The 20014-nt window shown below is 56.1% G+C and carries 15 protein-coding genes, 1 tRNA gene and 1 riboswitch; of the genes, 4 read left to right on the top strand and 12 right to left on the bottom strand.

The window, feature by feature from the left end; all coding sequences use genetic code 11:
• Positions 1–21 precede the first annotated feature (21 nt).
• Together NR302_RS12475 and NR302_RS12470 are read right to left on the bottom strand one after the other, a co-directional pair.
• On the bottom strand, positions 22–2685 hold the full coding sequence (locus tag NR302_RS12475) for a beta-N-acetylhexosaminidase (RefSeq protein WP_258143615.1): 2664 nt from the start codon (positions 2683–2685) through the stop codon (positions 22–24).
• Between the two features lie 51 nt (positions 2686–2736).
• Positions 2737–4134, bottom strand: a complete 1398-nt coding sequence (locus tag NR302_RS12470; RefSeq protein WP_258143614.1) for an OprD family porin — start codon at positions 4132–4134, stop codon at positions 2737–2739.
• Positions 4135–4402: 268 nt separating this feature from the next.
• Positions 4403–4498: riboswitch (TPP riboswitch) on the top strand.
• 33 nt (positions 4499–4531) lie between these two features.
• On the opposite strand from NR302_RS12470, the gene thiM reads away from it, so the two are divergent.
• From thiM to fbaB, 3 genes are all read left to right on the top strand, one after another.
• A complete protein-coding gene (gene thiM / locus NR302_RS12465; RefSeq protein WP_258143613.1) occupies positions 4532–5317 on the top strand; it encodes a hydroxyethylthiazole kinase in 786 nt (261 codons plus the stop codon).
• The gene (thiD, locus tag NR302_RS12460) at positions 5314–6114 is read left to right on the top strand and encodes a bifunctional hydroxymethylpyrimidine kinase/phosphomethylpyrimidine kinase (RefSeq protein WP_258143612.1); all 801 of its coding nucleotides are present in this window, start codon (positions 5314–5316) and stop codon (positions 6112–6114) included. Before thiM ends, thiD begins: the two co-directional genes overlap by 4 nt.
• Before the next feature lie 147 nt (positions 6115–6261).
• Entirely contained in the window at positions 6262–7314 is a 1053-nt protein-coding gene (fbaB, locus tag NR302_RS12455; protein WP_258143611.1) for a class I fructose-bisphosphate aldolase, read from the top strand.
• A 65-nt stretch (positions 7315–7379) separates the two neighbouring features.
• Here fbaB and NR302_RS12450 read toward each other — a convergent pair whose 3' ends face one another.
• The 5 genes from NR302_RS12450 to NR302_RS12430 form a co-directional block, all read right to left on the bottom strand.
• Positions 7380–8066: a GntR family transcriptional regulator gene (locus tag NR302_RS12450; protein WP_061717765.1), complete on the bottom strand. Its 687-nt coding sequence runs from the start codon at positions 8064–8066 to the stop codon at positions 7380–7382.
• A 98-nt stretch (positions 8067–8164) separates the two neighbouring features.
• The gene (locus tag NR302_RS12445) at positions 8165–9625 is read right to left on the bottom strand and encodes a mannitol dehydrogenase family protein (protein ID WP_258143610.1); all 1461 of its coding nucleotides are present in this window, start codon (positions 9623–9625) and stop codon (positions 8165–8167) included.
• Between the two features lie 44 nt (positions 9626–9669).
• Positions 9670–10953 carry an MFS transporter gene (locus NR302_RS12440; RefSeq protein WP_258143609.1) on the bottom strand — a complete coding sequence of 428 codons (1284 nt, stop codon included), beginning with the start codon at positions 10951–10953 and terminating at the stop codon, positions 9670–9672.
• A gap of 84 nt (positions 10954–11037) precedes the next feature.
• Entirely contained in the window at positions 11038–12048 is a 1011-nt protein-coding gene (locus NR302_RS12435) for a Zn-dependent oxidoreductase (protein WP_258145193.1), read from the bottom strand.
• A gap of 208 nt (positions 12049–12256) precedes the next feature.
• Positions 12257–12332: transfer RNA gene (locus tag NR302_RS12430), tRNA-Asn, on the bottom strand.
• A gap of 306 nt (positions 12333–12638) precedes the next feature.
• Between NR302_RS12430 and NR302_RS12425 the strand changes: the two genes are divergently transcribed.
• Positions 12639–13760, top strand: coding sequence for a Gfo/Idh/MocA family protein (locus NR302_RS12425; protein ID WP_258143608.1), 1122 nt, complete (start codon positions 12639–12641; stop codon positions 13758–13760).
• A 40-nt stretch (positions 13761–13800) separates the two neighbouring features.
• Here the strand turns inward: NR302_RS12425 and yegS are convergent, their stop codons facing one another.
• The 5 genes from yegS to mdtD form a co-directional block, all read right to left on the bottom strand.
• Positions 13801–14700 carry a lipid kinase YegS gene (yegS, locus tag NR302_RS12420; RefSeq protein ID WP_091003741.1) on the bottom strand — a complete coding sequence of 300 codons (900 nt, stop codon included), beginning with the start codon at positions 14698–14700 and terminating at the stop codon, positions 13801–13803.
• Between the two features lie 248 nt (positions 14701–14948).
• The gene (yegQ, locus tag NR302_RS12415) at positions 14949–16316 is read right to left on the bottom strand and encodes a tRNA 5-hydroxyuridine modification protein YegQ (RefSeq protein ID WP_154190196.1); all 1368 of its coding nucleotides are present in this window, start codon (positions 16314–16316) and stop codon (positions 14949–14951) included.
• 145 nt (positions 16317–16461) lie between these two features.
• Positions 16462–17169 carry a two-component system response regulator BaeR gene (gene baeR, locus NR302_RS12410; protein WP_258143607.1) on the bottom strand — a complete coding sequence of 236 codons (708 nt, stop codon included), beginning with the start codon at positions 17167–17169 and terminating at the stop codon, positions 16462–16464.
• 9 nt (positions 17170–17178) lie between these two features.
• Positions 17179–18564 carry a two-component system sensor histidine kinase BaeS gene (gene baeS, locus NR302_RS12405; RefSeq protein WP_008104909.1) on the bottom strand — a complete coding sequence of 462 codons (1386 nt, stop codon included), beginning with the start codon at positions 18562–18564 and terminating at the stop codon, positions 17179–17181.
• Complete coding sequence (mdtD, locus tag NR302_RS12400; protein WP_374990644.1) at positions 18561–19907, bottom strand: multidrug transporter subunit MdtD; 1347 nt, start codon at positions 19905–19907, stop codon at positions 18561–18563. The genes baeS and mdtD overlap by 4 nt, the downstream gene beginning before the upstream one ends.
• Positions 19908–20014: the final 107 nt, after the last annotated feature.

The raw sequence follows: 20014 nt of genomic DNA, 5'->3' as shown, positions 1-20014 counted from the left end.
CCAGCGAGGGGCGAATCAGGTTTAAAGTGCTTCTGCGCGGCTGAAACGTTTGCCATCCGGACTCACGCTACGCACCCAGACTTTATCGGCGGCGATGATGGTCGGTTTGGCATGCGGCAGATAACGTTGCCAGTTTTTCCCGTTATCCACGCTGTACTCCAGCGGCAGTCCTGGCAGCGCAATGTTCATGGTCAGCGTGCCATTCTCCACGCGCGCGCCCGGCACCGGCAGACGATAGTGAATACCGGCTTTATCCATCTTGCCCAATTCACGCTGGCCTAACAGGTTGGCGAAACGCTGCCAGTCCTGATTGCGCTGTTGCTGGTTAACGAAGTGGGTTTCGCCGCCTTTGAAAGTGCGGCCCTGTTGATAATCCAGCTCCCACTCCGCGCGGTGCCAGCCACGTTCAGCCACCGACAGCAGGCGTGGGAACACCATGTAATCCATCTGCTGATCGGTACGCGTGGTTTCACTCCACAACTGTACCGAAATACCGTATGCGCCCGACCACGGCTTATTCGAGGTGGCATCAAAGGTTTTGCCATCGCGATCTACCGAGGTTTCCGCGTTCTGCGGCAGGTTGTCCGGTGCGAAGCCAAACATCTTGCGCTCATCGCTAAAACGCGTTCCCCAGTAATAGCCGCGCTCGTTAGGGTTCACTTCGTACGGGAAGTCCATATAGACGTAATCCGGATTCGAGATCACCACTTCATAATCTTTCATCGTCCAGTCGTTAGCGGTGTCAAAGCCGCCCCAATAGAGCGTGTCCCAGAAGTTAACGCGTACGCGCGAGGTGGCGAAGGCGTGCGCGTCGGCTGCATCTTTCAGCCCATCTTGCCAGGCCTGCATTACCGGAATGCCGTGCGCTTTCACCATTTTGCTCACTTCCAGCGCGAAGTGGCTTGGTAAATGCTCCAGATCTTCAACCTTGCCGGACTTCACTACCGCCTGGCAGACCTGAGATTTTGCCCAAGGTTTGTCTTCTTTGCTTTGGTCTAAAATGCCCGTTCCCGCTTTCGGGTTCTTAACATCGCTGTAGCCGGTTCCGAGGCGGATATTTTTCGCTTCATCACCGCCAAAGTGCCAGGTGGTCAACGGTTGGCCCGCTTCACGGTGCATCGCCTGCACTTCACCAATCACTTTATCGACAAAGCGCTTTGAGGAATCAAGGCAAGGATTGAGATAGCTGGTGCGGTCGTATAACTGTACGGAACGGGTATTCGAGGTATCGGTTGGATCCACCAGACGATATTCACTGGCCTGCTGCGGTTTACCCGCCTTCATGTATTGCTGATAACGCGCTTCCATCGAAATCACCGCAGCACGCGCGTGCGCAGGCATATCGATCTCTGGGATCACTTCGATATTGCGCGCCTGCGCGTATTTGACGATCTCAATATAATCGGCGCGGCTGAAATGCCCGGTTCCGTTGTTATCCGTGAACGGACCAGAACCCAATTGCGGCAGCAGACATTGCTGCTCGGTGAGATCGTGACAGCGCTTGCTGCCCACATCGGTCAACTCTGGCAGACCGGGAATTTCAATGCGCCAGGCTTCATCATCGGTCAGGTGGAAGTGGAATTTATTCATCTTCCACGCCGCCATCTGATCGAGCATGCGCAGCACCGCTTGCTTGCTGTGGAAGTTACGCGCCACATCGAGGAAGGCGCCGCGATAGGCAAAGCGCGGGGCATCTTTGGCTTCAAGCGTGGCGATAATCGGTTTGCCCTCAGCGGGCACCAGCGAGAGTAACGACATCAAGCCGTAATAGACGCCCGCCTGGTCGTAACCAATGATATCGGTGCCGCGTGGCGTGATGCGCAGTTCATAAGCACCAGAAACCGCATCTGCGCCACGGAAATGATTAACAGCGATACGAGTATGCACGGCATAACCCGCTGACTGCTGTTTGAGCCCCATCAAATCGAAGCGCTGCTTAACCGCATCGGCTTGATTGTTCGCCAATACATCCAGATGCAAAGTGACGCCACGGCTCAGATCGACATCGGCAGCATGAACTTTCACCGTGCGCGGCGTTGGGGTGATTTGTCCGCGTAGTGCACTAGCCGGCAGCTGCGCCACATCGGCATTCCTGGTGAAGCGACTTTGCGGCAGCATCAGCACGTTTTTATCGTCGGCAATGCGCTTCCATTGGTCACCAAACGGCTTAACGAAGTCGCTGAGGTTTTCGGTATCGGTGCTGGTGATGATTTTTGGCGAGGCATTGGCGGCGGTGACGTACCAGCGCGGCATCACGTCAGTGATAAACAGCTGCCAGTATTCATTGACGATCGGGATCTCAATCGACTCGCCAGCCGCGATACCTTTGAATTTTTCCGTCGGTTCCAGGCGGGTGAGATCGCCGACGATGTGCGTCATTTTGAACTGATCGTTATCGACCCGCAGCGTTTCGTGCACGTTGCTCATGTAGATCGCCCAGTTTTTGCTGGTGAGCGCCGGGCCGTTGTTGGTCAGCGTAATGGTGGCGGTATTGCAGGATGCCCAATCGGCACCGAGTTTCGCGCAATTCACGCCGTGATCGGCAGCCTGATTGTCAGTGACCTGATACTGCACGCCGAACTGGCTGATTTGGTCGACGACCTGCTGATTACTGCGCGGGGATGAACTGCAGGCGGCAAGGCCCATCACGCTCAGCGCCAGTAAACTGATTTTTAATTTTTTCATGTTGTTATCCTTCTCCACGGAGGTAAGTCTCTGGCTCCTGCCAGATCGGGGTCAAAACAGGGTGAATGGCGCGACGACCATAAATTTGATGTCTTTCTCGTCCTGGAAGATGTTGCCGTAACCGCCGCTGTAGCTGGGAAGATCGCTGTGATTGTCGTAGCGGGTGTAGTGCAGTTTGAATTGCGTGTCTTTGGCGCGGCCTTGCTGGATGGTGTAAACCAGGTCCATGCTCCACGCCGACTCTTTCAGGCGCTGGTTTTGGTCGTAAATCGGATTAGTGGAAGGCTTAGCGTCCCAGCCGTAAGCGTACGACGTACCGACTTGCCAGCCGGGTAATTGCCAGTGCCCAAGATCGACCATCACACCGGCGAATAACGCTTTCTCACCGTTGGCGTTCCAGTCAGAGCGGGAATCCCACCACACATCCATGCGGCCATTCGAGCTGGCATAGGACGGCGTCATACGCTGCAGGAAGAAGCCCTGATTACCTTCGGCTTTTACCCATGTGCCTTCGAGACGGAAATCGAACGCGCCCATCGTGTAGCCGAAGGTCAGCGCCTGCAGCCAGGCGAGGCCATCGTAAACATCGTTGACCTGGCCCACGCCGCTGTTGTCACGATCTTTCGCGCCGTAAAACTGATAGCTGGTGCGCAATGGCGCATCGGCCAGCGGCAACTGATAAGAGGCTTTGGCAAAATACTGATCCATGTAATTTGCCGCCTGGCCGTATGCGCCTTCCAGCACCAGCGAGTTTTTGAAATCGTATTTGGCACCAAAGGATTGCAGCCACGGAATCTCCGTCACGCCATCGGCTTTGCGGAAGTTGTACATGTCGCGATACCACGGCGCTTTGTATTCGTCCGTCCACATCCAGGAGACGGAAAGGGCGCCCGCATCGCTGAAATCGAAGACGGTGCCTGCTTCAACGCCGCGATAGGTGCCGGGCAGGAAACTCCAGTGCGGTGCCAGCAGCGTCTGTCCGCTGGGTTGCAGATAGCCTGCGCGCAGCCAGTTATCCTGCCATTTTGCCTTGATCGCCGCTTTATAAAGACTTAAGCCGCTCTTATCTCCGCTCCAGTCCTCGTCCCAGCGTGTACGGGCATTGCTGAAACCAATTTCATTCGGTGCTGCCGGGCCGCCATTGCTTAACTCCACTGCGCCAAATGCCGCCAGATCGAGGCCAATCACATCACCGGCATAACCGGATGAGAAGTCGAGATTGGCGTTAGCAGAGGCGTGATGCAGATTGGCATCGTACTGACCGTACGCGCCTTTTTGCGGATCCATCTCTTTACGATCGCGCTGGCGTTGCCAGTAAAACAGGTTGCCAGAGAGTGTGGAATCTTCGACAAAACCCGTGGCGTGGGCGGAGGGAACAGGGACAAAAGTACCGGCAAACAGGGCAGAGATAATGGCCGCAGAGAGCGGCGCGCGTGGAATCCGACGCATAGCAAATCCTCCGTGATGCTTCCATGAACAATTAATAAATCCGTATTGTTTCGTCATGAAACAAGTTGTGGGGGATGCTTTTTTTCGCGACGCGAATTATCAATGGAATTTATTACAAAGTATGACATGGCACGCAAAAAGAAGGGTTTTTAAGGACTTTATTCAATCAGTTAGATGAACCTGTAAAATGTAACTTTGCGAGCAAGATCCACAGGTAAAGTGTCGATAGCTTGCTTTCATCTGGCTTGTTCCCTATGCTCGCCAACGTAGTTTTGACTCGGGGTGCCCCTCTAATACAGGGCTGAGATACACCCGCTGACCTGATCTGGATAATGCCAGCGTAGGGAAGTCAGATGCCTGACCGCATTCGCCTTCTTGATCGCCGGTTGGGAGCCTTATGAAACAGCCTGACCTTCTTTCCCCCGCGCAACTCGCGCACTCTCTGCAACTGCTGCGTCAGCAAGCGCCGCTGGTGCACTGCATGACCAATGACGTGGTGCAAACCTTTACCGCCAACGTGCTGCTGGCACTGCAAGCCTCACCCGCGATGGTGATCGATCCCGAGGAAGCGGCGCAGTTTGCCGGTTTTGCCGATGCGGTGTTGATCAACGTAGGCACCTTAACCTGCGATCGTCGTGATGCGATGCTGGCGGCGGTGCAAGCAGCGCAAGCGGCAGGCACGCCGTGGACGCTGGATCCGGTGGCGGTCGGCGCATTAAGCCTGCGCACTGAATTTTGCCAGCAGTTGCTGAGCCTGCAACCGTCGGCGATTCGCGGTAACGCTTCAGAAATTCTCGCCCTGGCGCATCAGGCAACCGGCGGACGCGGCGTGGACAGCCTGCATCAGGCCGATGCCGCGCTGAGCGCAGCTCAGCAGCTGGCACGTGATTTCAAAACAATTGTGGCAGTGACCGGTGAAGTCGATTACGTCACCGACGGCGCGCAAACCCTGGCAATTCCCGGCGGCAGCCCGCTAATGACGCGCGTGGTTGGTACAGGTTGCGCGTTGTCGGCGGTGGTGGCGGCCTTCACCAGCTTGCCAGGCGATCGCCTGCAACATGTGGCTGCGGCTTGCCGCGTGATGTCGTTGGCCGGTGAGCTGGCAGCACGCCAGGTCGCAGGGCCGGGCAGCTTTGTCGCTGCCTTCCTCGATATGTTGTGGACGCTGGAGGTGAAAGCATGAAACGCATCAACGCATTGACCATTGCCGGTACCGATCCGAGCGGCGGCGCGGGTATTCAGGCCGATCTCAAAGCCTTCTCCGCATTAGGCGCTTATGGCACCAGCGTTATTACCGCGCTGGTGGCGCAAAACACCTGTGGTGTGCAATCGGTCTATCGCATCGAACCAGATTTTGTCGGCGCACAGCTCGATTCGGTGCTGGATGATGTGCGCATCGATGCCGCGAAGATCGGCATGCTGTCCGAAACCGCGATTGTCGAGGTGGTCGCCGAGCGGCTGAAACGGGCCAGCCTGCCGTTTGTGGTGCTGGATACGGTGATGATAGCCAAAAGCGGCGATGCGCTGCTGTCGCCAGATGCCGTAGCCAGCGTGCGCGAATTGCTGCTGCCGCAGGTATCGCTGATCACGCCAAACCTGCCGGAAGCCGCTGCGCTGCTGGGACGCGCGATGGCGCAGGATGAGAAAACCATGTTGCAGCAGGGCGATGCGCTGCTCGATCTCGGCTGTGAAGCGGTGCTGATGAAGGGCGGACATCTCAGCGATGCCGAAAGTCCGGATTGGCTGATTACGCGCGACGGACGCCAGCGCTTTACCGCGCCGCGTGTTAATACGCGCCACACACACGGCACCGGTTGCTCGCTCTCTGCGGCGCTGGCAGCGTTGCGTCCGCGTCATGATGATTGGGCGGCAACGGTGGCCGAAGCCAAAGCTTGGCTACAACAGGCGCTGCTGCACGCCGATTCGCTGGAGGTCGGTAAAGGCATTGGGCCGGTGCACCATTTCCATAAATGGTGGTAGGGCGTAACGCCAGATTGCCGCTTTTTCACTGCGCATCCGTCTGAAAAATGGAGTCAGCAATTTGCCAGCCTGGCGCTTTCCGGTCCAGGCTGTTGGGGGCGAATCGGCATCGGCCGGTTCCAATCCAGCCATTTATCAGGAGCGAACATGACGGACATCGTACAGTTATTGGGCAAAGAGGCGGACAGCCTTCTTCAACATCGCTGCATGACCATTCCAGCGGATAGCCTCTATTTACCAGGCGCGGATTATGTTGATCGCGTGATGATTGACAACAATCGTTCTCCCACCGTACTGCGCAACATGCAAACGCTGTACAACACCGGACGTTTGGCTGGCACCGGCTATTTGTCGATTCTGCCGGTCGATCAGGGCGTTGAGCACTCGGCGGGTGCCTCCTTTGCGGCGAACCCGGCTTATTTCGATCCGAAAAACATCGTTGAGCTGGCGATTGAAGCCGGCTGTAACTGCGTGGCATCCACCTACGGCGTGTTGGCCTCAGTTTCACGTCGCTATGCGCACCGCATTCCGTTTATGGTGAAGCTAAACCATAACGAAACCCTGAGCTATCCGACGCAATATGACCAGACGCTGTACGCCAGCGTTGAGCAGGCCTTTAATCTGGGCGCGGTGGCGGTTGGCGCCACCATCTACTTTGGCTCTGAGCAATCGCGTCGTCAGATTGAAGAGATTTCGGCGGCTTTTGAACGCGCGCACGAGCTGGGAATGGTGACGGTGCTGTGGGCCTATCTGCGTAATGATGCGTTTAAAAAAGACGGCGTCGATTATCATGCCAGCGCCGATTTAACCGGTCAGGCCAACCATCTGGCGGCGACCATTGGTGCGGATATCGTGAAGCAGAAGATGGCCGAGAATAACGGCGGTTATAACGCGGTGAAGTTTGGTCACACCGATGAGCGCGTCTACAGCAAGCTGACCAGCGAGAACCTGATTGATTTGGTGCGTTACCAGTTAGCGAACTGCTATATGGGGCGCGCGGGATTGATCAATTCCGGTGGCGCATCTGCCGGGGAAACGGATATCGCGGAGTCAGTGCGTACGGCGGTGATCAACAAGCGTGCTGGCGGTATGGGGCTGATTCTGGGGCGCAAGGCGTTTAAGAAGACGTTGAAAGAGGGCGTGCAGCTGATTAATGCGGTGCAGGATGTTTATCTGTCAAAAGATGTGACCATAGCCTAAATGTAAAAAGGTCAGCATAAATGCTGACCCTACGTAGGGTCGCCATTTATGGCGACCTCTTCAAATCACGGCGCTTCAAACCACTCACTATTACGCTCGGCAATCGGCGTAATGGTCAAAATCATCTCCTGCAGATGACGGCGCATCGCGCTCTCAGCGGCTTCAACATCATGCGCTTTCAACGCGTTATAAATATCTTCATGCTGCTGAATCAAACGCTCCGGCGGCGACACTTCGCTTAAGGTCAGAAAACGCACGCGGTCCATGGTGGCTTTAATGTTCTCCACCGTTTCCCACGCCAGCAGGCAGTTAATCCCTTCCGCAATCAGGCGGTGAAACTCATCATCCAGCCCTAAGAAGGCCTGGCTGTCATGACGTTCAGCGGCGAGACGCTGCAGCTGCAGGTTATGCTCCAGCGCCATCAATCCGCTGGCACCAATCTCCTGCGCGGCGCGGCGTACCACGGCAATCTCTACTGCTTCACGGATAAAGCGGCCGTCGGCCACGCGCTGAGCGGAGATTTTGCGTACGAAAGTTCCGCGCTGCGGTAACACCTGCACCAATCCGGCTTCCGCCAGCTTGATGAAAGCTTCACGTACCGGCTGACGCGATACGTTAAAACGCGCCGACACTTCCTTCTCCGACAGCAGCGAGCCCGGATGAATTACGCAGGTCACAATATCTTTGCGCAGATAACGATAGATCTGCTGATTTACCGGTTCGCTGGTGGTTATGGTATAGGCAGTCGACATGCAGCAATATCCGTATTACGGCTGGCATCTGCCAGCCCGTTAAGAAAGGTTCAGTCTAATCAGCACGCTGCGTCTGCGCTACACATTTGTGCAGGCGCTTAGCCTTGTGTGACGAGGCTTTGCACCGTGGCGCGCGCGCCCTGATGCACCAGCTGCTGATAGAGTTCGGTCACGCGTGAGACAAAGGCCGGCTGCTGCTGCAGATCGTCGCCGAACACCGCGTTTAGGCCGAGCAATGCTTTAACGCGCGCTGCACCGTCCTCACTGTTGGCCACGATATTTGCCAACTGATCTTTCAGCGGATCGCGAATCTCAATCGCCTGGCCTTGCTCATCCACGCCGCTGACGTAGCGCATCCAGCCCGCCACACCCAGCAACACAAAGTCGCATGAAGTGCCGTTGCGCAGATGCCAGCGTGCGCTATCCAGCAGACGCTGCGGCAGCTTTTGCGTGCCATCGGTGGCGATTTGATAGGTACGATGTTTGATGGCGCGATTCTCGTAACGTGCAATCAGGGAATCGGCATAGGCTTCGAGATCGACGCCCTGCGTACGCAGCGTGGGTGCCTGATCCTGCAACATCAATGCACGCGCCGCCGCACGATAGCTGGCATCGGCCATGCAATCGCTGATGTGCTCATAACCGGCGAGAAAACCGAGATAGGCGAGGAACGAGTGGCTGCCGTTAAGCATACGCAACTTCATCTCTTCGAACGGCAGCACATCGCTGACCAGCTCCGCACCGGCGTTTTCCCACGCCGGACGTCCGTTAACAAAGTTGTCTTCAATGACCCACTGGAAAAATGGCTCAGCTTCTACCGCCACCGGATCGCGGCTGCCTAAACGTTCGGCCAGCGCGTCGAATGCCGGATCGGTCATTGCCGGGACGATGCGATCAACCATAGTTGAAGGGAAGGTGATGTGCGTCTGGATATAATCCGCCAGTTCAGCGCTGTGGCGCTCGGCCAACTGAGTAATCACGTTGCGTGTGACATGGCCGTTTTCCGGCATGTTGTCGCAGGACATCACGCTAAACGGCGGCAGATGGCGTTCGCGGCGACGGATAATGGCCGCCAGAATCAGGCCGGGCAGTGAGCGTGGCTCAGTAGGATTCGCGAGGTCGTGCACAATATCGGGATGATCGGGATTGAGCTTGCCGCTCGAGGGCATGTAGCAATAGCCTTTCTCGGTCACGGTCATCGAGACAATCGCCACATCCGGCTGGCTCATCGCCTCAATCACTGAATCAATGCCGTCGCCTTTGCCATGCAGCGCTTGCGTCACCACGCCAATCACGCGCGTGTGTAAACTCTCATCGGCCATTTCGGTCAGCGTATAGAGCAGATCCTGCTGACGTAGCGCCTGAATCAGCGTGCCGCTGTTGAGATTCACTTCGCAGTAACCCCAATCGCTGCCTTGTGCAGCCAGCTTATCGGTTGCCAGCGCCTGATGCGCACGATGGAAGGCACCAAAGCCGATGTGCACCATGCGGGTTTTCAGTTGGCTGCGATCGTAAGCGGGACGTTGGACATCAGCGGGGAGGCGTTCAAGCTCTAACATAATCATTCCTTTTGGCAAATGGGGCGCTCAGCGCCCCATGAGATTTACACTGAAACCGGTTTATTGTTGGCCTTGGGTTCGCGAATTACCAGCAGCACCAGCAGCGCACCGACGCCAGCAACCGCACCCGCGAGGATGAAGGCGCTGTCAAACTTACCAGAGTGCTGCACGATGAAGCCAGTCACCACCGGGCCGATTACGCCTGACAGGCTACCAATCAGATGGATAAAGCCACTGATGCTGCCGACACGGCTTTTATGCACCACATCCTGCACGATCGCCCAGTAAATCGCGCCGGTGATGTAGAGGAAGAAGATGGAGATCGACATCATGATCACCGCCGAGTTGACCTCTTTTATCGTACCTGCCAGCGCCACGCAAATCGCGGCGGCGGTAAGTGAAACCACCAGCACAATTTTTCGTGAAAGCAGCAGCTTGCCGGTGATGTTGAAAATCTTATCGGAGATCCAGCCACCCAGTGCTAGGCCCACGAAGCCAACAATCCACGGGATCATGGTGGTGATGCTCATCGCTTTGATGTCGAGGCCGTGTGCCTGCACCAGATACGCCGGGAACCAGCTCAGGAAGAAGAACAGAATGTAGTTGTAGCAGAAGAAAGCAAAGGCGGTGACCAGGATGATTGGCTGGCGCAGATAGAAGCCCAAACCGTGCGCGTTGCCGCTTGGGTCGATCACGTCAGCCGGTTCTTCGGCTTTCAGTTTTTCCACCAGGGCACGCTCTTCCTCTGATACGCGCTTACTTTTCGCCGGGTTATCGGACGCGAAGAAGAACCACAGCGCCAGCCAGACAAAACCAATCGAGGCGATCACCACAAACGCTGGACGCCAGCCGAACGACAGCGCCAGATAACCCACAATCGGACCGGCAACGGCGCCACCCAGCGGTGAACCCGAGCTGAGTAAACCCATCGCGGTGGCGGCCTGTTTTTTCGGGAACCAGCCGTTAATCGCTTTGTTCGCTGAGGCGGAGATTGGGCCTTCTGCCATGCCAAACAGCACGCGCAGGATCATCATCGACCAGAAGCCGGTCGCCATAGCGGTCAGGCCGCAGAACAGCGACCACATGCCAACGGCGGTGCCGAGAACGATAGTCGGGCCGAATTTATCGGTCGCTAAGCCACCGATGAAGTTGAACAGGGCATAACCGAAGAAGAAGCTACCGAAAATCATGCCGAACTGTTCGGCGTTGATCATCAGGTCTTTTTCCACCAGCGGTACGGTCAGAGAGAGGGCGATACGATCAAGGTAGTTGATCATAAACACCAGGAACAACAGCAGTACGAGGGTCCAGCGCAGGTTCTTAAACATAGAAACTCCGTCATCGTCATTTTTTATAGTAATAATGCCGGCGGGTAAGGGACCGGCATGGGGACACCTGGTGTGCGGGTTAACTTAACCCATTTGTAGGATCACTTTGCAGCAGGTGCGGGGATCTTTTTCGAACAGCGTCATGGCTTGCTCAACCTCGGCCAGCGGGAAATAGTGCGTTACCAGTTTCTCCGGCTGGATCTGGCCTTGCTCAATCCACTCAATCACCTGCGGGAAGCGATTGCTGTTGAGACGCGAGGTGAACAGCGACAGCTCTTTACTGGTGAGACTTTGCTGCGTAATGCTGCACGTCTCGCCAGAAAAGCCCAGCAGGCCAATACGCGCCGCCGGTGAGGCGAGGGCGGCGGCTTCGGCCAGAATCGTTGGATGGCAGGCGGCATCAATAATCAGCGTCGGCTGCACGCCTTCCAGCTGCGCGGCTAACGGAATCTCGCTATTGTTGAACACCTGATCGGCACCGTTTTCCTGCGCCAGCGCCAGACGTTCTGGCAGGCGATCAACCACCAATACCTGTTCAACGCCATACACGCCTTTCAGCACCTGAATGGCGGTGAGGCCCATTGGACCGGCACCGTAAATCAGCGCTACATCGTTTGGCTGTGGTTTGAGGAAGGCGGTGATATTGGCCGCGATGGTGAAAGGTTCGACCATGCTGGCAAGTTTGTCGGGAATGCTATCCGGCAGGCGGAAGGCGTTTTTAGCCGGTGCGACGGCATATTCGCTAAAGCCGCCGTCGCGGTGCACACCAATGACCTGTAACTCTTTGCAGACGTTTGGGCGACCAATGGAGCAGGGATAGCAGTGACCGCAGCTGACAACCGGATCGACCGCTACGCGCTCGCCAATGCGGCTGGCGGCAACGTCAGCGCCGACCGCATCGATCAGGCCAAAAAATTCGTGACCAATCACGCGCGGATATTTGGCGAAAGGATTGTGACCGTGCCAGATATGCACGTCGGAACCGCAGATGCTGGCAAACTGCACCTTCACGCGTACTTCACCTGCAGCGGGTTGCGGCAGCGGACGCTCAGCCAATACCAATTCACCCGGTTGCTCTATCACTACACTTTTCATCATCTACTCCAACGGGAATGCAATGATGAAAAAATACGCGCACTAATACTACCATACAAGTCGGCGTTGCAGAGTTGTGAACAGAATCACAGAGGAAAAGTTACGTAGGGTCGCCATTCATGGCGACCAGGGAATTGCGGTCACCCTAAATGGCGACCCCAAAAAGACAAAAACCCGCTCAGGTTTCCCTGAGCGGGTTTTTTAAATTTGGCTCCTCTGACTGGACTCGAACCAGTGACATACGGATTAACAGTCCGCCGTTCTACCGACTGAACTACAGAGGAATCGTTTGAACGGGGCGCATATTATCGAGCAGACCTCACCTTGTCAAAACTCTTTTTCACAATTCTTTCTGACTGCTGAATAAAGCGTCAATTGCACGCTATAAGCGAACTCAGCGCGGCAAAATTACGGCTGACAGAATCGGTTTTGTGATGATGATCACTAACTCTATGCAAAATTACATTCTGATTTGTCGATTTTGTCAGATACCTCGCATGCATGATCACAGATATTTCATTTCACCGTTGTCGGGGCAAAAAGCGAAACATATATTCCACATCAACTCTTACCCGAATGCAGGATTAGTCATGAACAAAGTCAGAATCGGTATGATTGGCAGTGGTTACATCGGTCGTTGTCATGCAATTGCCTACGCTCAGGCACCCACAGTTTTTGCCCTGAAAGGCGAGATCGTGCGTGAGATGCTGGCGGAAGTTAGTCCAGAGCTGGCGGCGAAACAAGCGGCAACCTTTGGCTTTGCACGTTCTACTGGCGACTGGCGTGAGCTGGTACGCGATCCGAACATCGATGTAGTTGATATCTGTGCGCCAAACTTCCTGCACAAAGAGATGGCGCTGGAAGCGATTCGTAACGGCAAGCACGTTTACTCCGAGAAACCGTTATCGCTGTCAGTGGCCGATGCGGAAGAGATGGTGCAAGCGGCGCAGCAGGCGGGCGTGAAAACGCTGGTCGGTTTCAACTACATGAAAAACCCGACCAGCCAGCTGGCACGCGAGATTATCGCTCGCGGTGAAATCGGCGACGTGGTGCATTTCTACGGCACGCACAACGAAGATTATCTGGCGCGTCCAGAAACCCCACTCGACTGGCACTGCCAGAAAGCGCTAGCGGGATTAGGCGCGTTAGGCGACCTCGCTGCGCACATTGTGAATATGGCGCACTATCTGGTCGGTGATATTGAAGAAGTCAGCGGCGATATGATGACGGTGATAAAAGAGCGTCCGGACCCGAAAGACACGTCGCGCCTGCTGCCGGTGGAAAACGAAGATCAGGCCAGCGCCTTGCTGCGCTTTAAAAACGGTGCGCACGGCGTGTTTGAAACCTCGCGTATCGCCTGCGGCAGCAAAATGGGCCTGACCTATGTGGTCACCGGTACTAAAGGCACGCTGCGTTATACCCAGGAACGTATGGCCGAGCTGGAGTTGTACATTCACGATGAACCGGCAGGACGTCAGGGTTTCAAAACCATTTTGACCGGTCCGGCACATCCGGATTACGCCAATTTCTGCGTTTCTGCCGGACACGGCATCGGTTTCAACGATCAGAAAACCGTTGAAATCCGCGATTTGATCAATGGCATTGCCGCTGGCGATCGCATGTGGCCAGATTTCGCCGAAGGATTGCAGGTGCAGAAGGTGCTGGAAGCGGTAGCGGTTTCCGCGCTGGAACGCCGCTGGATGAAGGTGTAAATCAGAAACCGGGTCGCCATGATTGGCGACCCGCGAAAAATCACGCTAATAACGGGCATTGCGGCGGCAAGCGGCAGCTCAGTGCGCCCGCCATCACTTCAATCTCAAACTCACTTCCGGTCAGTGGTTCACCATCCAGATTAAACGTCATCTCATGCGGTGAACGGATGGTAAGCGACTGCAACTGCGCGCTGACGATATTCGGATTTTCATCATCACGCGTCAGGGAATGTAGCAACGTGGGCAGCAGCTCTTGCGCGGTAACGATGCTGAGATTGAGCTGGCCATCATTAATCAGCGCATCCGGGCAGAGCTTTTGCCCGCCGCCGGCCTGACGTCCATTGCCAATGCCTATCACCAGCGCATCGCCTTGCCAGTTGAAGCCGGGTCCGCTGATTTCACAGCGATCCGGTTTCAGCGCATCAACGCGCATCAATCCATGAATAAAGTACGATACGCCGCCGAGCGCCGATTTCAGCTTTTCGGGGGTTTCGGTGGTGATGCGCGTGCCAAATCCGCCGGTCGCCATATTGATAAAGTAGCGATCGCCGTTCACCCGCGCCAAATCGATGGTTGTCGCTTTTCCCACCAACGCTAAGCGTAAAGCCGGTTCCATCCCTTCCGGAATACCGACGCTGGTGGCGAAATCGTTGGCGGTGCCGAGCGGTAAAATGCCCAGCGCCGGACGTTGCTGCTCGGGCAAGCGCGCCAGCGCGGTCGCGATTTCATTGATGGTGCCATCGCCGCCGCCGGCCACCACGGTTTCTGCCTGCAAATCAACCGCTTCCTGAACATAACGATCGCCATCCCCCTTTTCCCAGGTGACGCGCACCGCCAGATTAAAGCCTTCATCACGCAGCGTATTCACCGCAGCGCGCAAATCTTCATTACCTGCGCCTTTCCCATTGAGGATCAGCAGCGTCAGCGGTTTGTTTTGCATTATCAGTTCCTTGATGCGAGTTACAGAGCACAGGTTATAGCATAGCCGGGGAGAGAACTTTATCGGCGGGCGACGAAAAATTGGGTGGCGTAGAAAAAAGAAAACCCGCACGGGGGAGCCGGGCGGGTGAATGAGGTGGTTCCTGGTACTACCTGCTTTTATTCTTACTCGTTAGCAGCAGGCGGGATTCTAAAGCGAGGCGAAGAGGTGGTCTGTGATCCTAATCTAACTTCGCCGAAATCTTTTCATTAAGTGCGATTTTTCCCATGTGGATCGTAGGTGCTGTTGCCATCGGTGAAGTTACGCAACAGCAGGGCAAAGGCGAGGTTGACCGATTCCGGTACCGGGATCCACACGCGATGCCCATCGCCTGGCGCCACGTCTACCGCCGATCCTTTATCGTTCTGCATGGTTTCAAGCGTGCAGTTGAGGTTGCCTTCTGGCGTCATGATCTCGACAGAATCCCCGAGCATAAACTTGTTCTTCACCGCAATCTGCGCCCAGTCACCGCGACGCTCGCCAGTAAATTCGCCGACAAACTGCTGGCGCTCGGAAATGGAGAAACCTTGCTCGTAGTTCTGATAGCTGTCATGGGTGTGACGACGCAGGAAACCTTCGGTGTAACCGCGATGTGCCAGACCTTCCAGCGTCTCCAGCAGCGCCGGGTCGAACGGTTTACCCGCAGCGGCATCGTCGATAGCGCGACGATAAACCTGCGCGGTGCGCGCACAGTAATAGAAGGATTTGGTGCGGCCTTCAATTTTCAGCGAATGCACGCCCATTTGACTGAGACGTTCAACGTGCGCCACCGCGCGCAGATCTTTTGAGTTCATGATGTAGGTGCCGTGTTCATCCTCGAAGGCGCTCATCACTTCACCCGGTTTCATCTTCTCTTCCAGCAGGAACACGCGGTCAGTGGTCGCACCAACGCCGAGCGTGGGCTCTTGCACCTTAACCGGTTCATGGAATCCGACAATATTGCCAACCTCGTCCTGCTTGCCTTCTTCCACTTTATATTCCCAGCGGCAGGCGTTGGTGCAGGTTCCCTGGTTGGGATCACGTTTGTTGAGGTAGCCGGAGAGCAGGCAGCGGCCGGAATAAGCCATGCACAGCGCGCCGTGTACGAAGATCTCAATCTCCATTTCCGGCACCTGCTGGCGGATTTCGGCGATCTCATCCAGCGACAGCTCACGCGACAGAATCACCCGCGTCAGTCCCATTTGCTGCCAGAATTTCACCGTCGCCCAGTTAACCGCGTTGGCCTGCACCGACAGATGAATCGGCATCTGCGGGAAGGCTTCACGCACCAGCATAATCAGACCGGGATCGGACATGATCAGCGCGTCCGGCTGCATCGCCACCACAGGAGTGAGATCGCGGATAAAGGTTTTTAGTTTGGCGTTATGCGGGGCGATGTTGACCACTACGTAGAATTTCTTACCCAGTTCATGGGCTTCATTAATGCCCTTGGCCAGAATTTCGTGGGTGAATTCGTTGTTGCGTACGCGCAGGCTGTAGCGAGGTTGGCCGGCATAGACGGCGTCAGCGCCGTAGGCAAAGGCGTAGCGCATATTCTTCAGCGATCCCGCTGGAGAAAGCAGTTCAGGTTTTAACATGGATTTTCTCACTGATGTCAGGTCAGCATGCCATCGTGGATGGCAGGTGCAGCGGCCGTATTATACGGCCCTGCAAAAGGTGGGGAATTGTAGGCAGACCCGCACCCGATGTAAATTGACCTGGATCAATGTAAGCCGTTGCAGGCTACAGCAAGCGGCAGACGTCCGCTTCCCAGCGATAGCCCATGCCGTACACCGCGCGGATAAACGGCTGTTCCGCATCGAGGCTTTCCAGCTTGCGGCGCAGATTTTTGATGTGGCTGTCGATGGTGCGATCGGTGACTACGCGGTAATCGTCGTAGAGATGATTGAGCAGCTGCTCGCGCGAGAACACTTTCCCCGGCTCCAGCGCCAGCGTTTTCAGCAGACGAAACTCCGCAGGCGTCAGCTCCAGCTGCTGTTCACGCCAGCTGGCCTGAAAGCGGCTTTCATCGATATGCAGATGCGATTCCTGCTGCGCCTCTTCCGGCGAACGTTTAACGCGGCGCAAAATGGTTTTGACGCGCGCCACCACTTCACGCGGGCTGAACGGCTTGCAGATATAGTCATCCGCACCGATTTCCAGCCCCAGCAGGCGATCAATCTCTTCGGTACGCGCGGTCACCATGATGATCGGCAGCTCGGAGAAACGACGAATTTCGCGGCACAGCGTTAAGCCATCGCGGCCGGGCAGCATCAAATCCAGCAGCATCAGGTCCGGCGGCGTTTGCTGTACGTAGTTCAGCACCTCGTTACCGTCGGCAATGTGGTGCGTGCGATAGTTGGACGCCTGCAGATAATCAATCATCAGCTGCGCCAGTTTGGGTTCATCTTCAACAACAAGGATCAGAGGATCGCTATTTTCCGGGCTCATAAGTGACATCTAGTGAGGAACATACGGCAAGTTTAGCGTGATTTGCAGTCCACCTAAATCAGAGTGATCCGCACTGATGCTGCCGTCATGCGCTTCAGCGATGTTCTTACAGATCGCCAGGCCAAGCCCCGAGCCGCCGCTGGCGCGATTACGCGAACTTTCCGCGCGGAAAAATCGTTCAAATAATTGTGCCTGATGGGCCGGATCGACGCCCGGCGCGCTATCCGCAAACCTCAGCTGCCAGTTTTCACCCGCCAGCTGCATCGAGAGCTGCACCGCGCCGCCGCTGTCGGTATAACGCAGGCTGTTTTCCAGCAAGTTGGTGAACAGCTGCATCAGACGATCGGGATCGCCAAAGCTCTCCGCCTGCGCGGGCAATGCCAGATTGAGCGTTAAGCCGCGGCTGCGATAACGTTCGCCAAAGCTGCCAGCCACCACTTCCAGCAGATTAACCAGATCAACCGGCTGTTTGCGATAGGCAAGGGCGCCCGCATCGGACAGCGACAGTTGATGCAGATCGTCGACCAGTTTGGTGAGAACTACCACTTCGCTCTGCAACGAGCTGATGGCTTCCGGCGTCAGCTTGCGCACGCCATCCTGCATCGCTTCCAGCTCACCGCGCAGAATCGCCAGCGGCGTGCGCAGTTCATGCGAGATGTCGGCCATAAAGGCGCGGCGGTTGCTTTCATTCTTTTCCAGCGAGCTGGCAAGCAGGTTGAAGTCGCGGCCCAGTTGACCGAGTTCATCGCTGCTGCCGACTTCCACGCGGGTGGCGAAATTGCCCGCCGCCAGATGGTGTGTACCATCCACCAGTCGTTTCACCGGTGCCAGTAAACCGCGCGCCAACAGCCAGGTGACCAACGCAGCGAGTAAACCGGTTAGCGCCACGATCATCCAGCTGGTGCGTCGCTGCTGCTGATCAAAGTTGATGTCGGTGCTGCGCGTCAGACGTTCAGCCGGAGAGGCAATCACCCAGCCGACAATCTTGCCGTTGCTGGTGGTGATATTGCGTCGGGTGCCTTCCGGCGGCACCGGCTGACGCGGCCCTGACAGCACTTTATATTGCTGATCGATAATCCAGAACTGTGTGCGCCAGCCGTGCGGCGGCAGCTGGTTAACGCTGCCAGGATTCTGCTCCAGCGAGCGCAAAATAGAAAAAATCAGCTTGTCATTAGTACGCAGAAAATCCCAGCTACCGTGCTGCTCATACTGATCGGCCAACGCATCGCTAAGCAGGGTTAAGCGCTGTTCGTTGCCTTTTTTGATGTAGTCCACAAAGCCGTGCTCAAAGCTGAGCCGCACGCCCCAATGCATGGTGATGATCACCAGCATGCAGGTGGAAAAAATCGCCGCAAACAGTTTGGCGCCTATGCCCCATTTTACCGGCCGCTTCATCCTTTGCTCCTGCCTCTAAGGTCAACGTTTTTACTGACATCCTTCGGTACGCGCCAAAATACAAACGCTGGCAGCGCAATCACCAGCGCCATGCACAGATAGGTGTAAATGAAGGTTTGATGCGCCGCCGCGCTGTCGGTCACCACGCCGTGGCCGAAGGCGCCCAGCAGCAAACCGGCTACGGTGACGCCAATACTCATCGACAGCTGCATGATCATCGATAACAACGAGTTGCCGCTGGAAGCCAGATCGTCCGGCAATTCCTTTAGCGTCAAGGTGTTCATCGAGGAGAAGCGAATCGCGTTGACCATGCCTTGCATTAATAGCACCACCGGCAGCAGCCAGATCCAGCCAAGCAGCGCCACCAGCGGGAACAGCAGCACCACTAACGCCAGCGCAAGGGTCGCGCCGACCAGCGCATTGCGATAACCAAACAGGTTAACGATGCGCACCACCACGCGTTTGGTACCCATGTTGCCGAGCACCATCGGAATCATCATCAAACCGGCGTGGAACGGGCTGTAGCCAAGGCCGACCTGCAGAAAGATCGGCGTCATAAACGGCAGCATGCCGCTACCGATGCGGCCGGTAAAACTGCCGAGCAGGCCAATCGAATAGATGCGGTTATCAAACAGTTTCAGGCTGAACAGCGCGTTATCGTTGTTGCGGCCGTGCATCAGGTAGAACAGCAGCGAAAACACCCCGACCAGAATCAGTAAACCGAGCAACAGCGGCGATCCGCCGGAGCTGCGCTGACCATCCAGCGCCAGCGTTAAGGTCGCCATGCCGACAGCCAGCAGCACAAAGCCGAGGAAATCGAAGCGCCGCGTCTGCATGGTGTAGTTGGGCATCAGCGTTAGCGTGGCAATCGCGCCAATGATGCCAACCGGAATGTTGATCAGGAAAATCCAGTGCCAGCTGGCGTACTGCACCAGAATCCCGCCCAGCGCCGGGCCAAGCAGCGGACCAATTTGTCCCGGCGTGGTGACGAAGGTCATCGCCGACATATATTGCTCGCGTGGCACGATTTTCATCACCGTCAAACGGCCAACCGGCACCATCATCGCGCCGCCAATGCCTTGTACCACGCGCGCCATAATCAGCTCATCCAGCGTGGTGGAGAAGGCGCACAGCAGCGATCCGATACTGAACAGCACAATGGCGCAGAAGAAGATATTGCGCACGCCAAAGCGGTCCGCCAGCCAGCCGCTGATCGGCAGCGTAATCGCCACGGTCAGCACGTAGGAGACGATCACCGAGTGCATATTCAGCGGGCTGACGTTGAGATCGCGTGCCATCGACGGGATCGCAGTGTTGACGATGGTGGTATCCAGCGCCTGCATAAAGAAGCCGAATGCGACGATCCATAGCTGCCAGCGCACGGTGGCGTTTTGCGTGTTCACTGAATCTCCTCTACTGTGCGGTCACCATAAATGGTGACCCTACAAAT

The organism is Pantoea sp. SOD02, assembly GCF_024707505.1.
GTDB classification, from domain to species: Bacteria; Pseudomonadota; Gammaproteobacteria; order Enterobacterales; family Enterobacteriaceae; genus Pantoea; species Pantoea symbiotica.
Note: the sequence above shows the minus strand (reverse complement) of the source record. Positions and strands in the feature narration are given on the sequence as shown.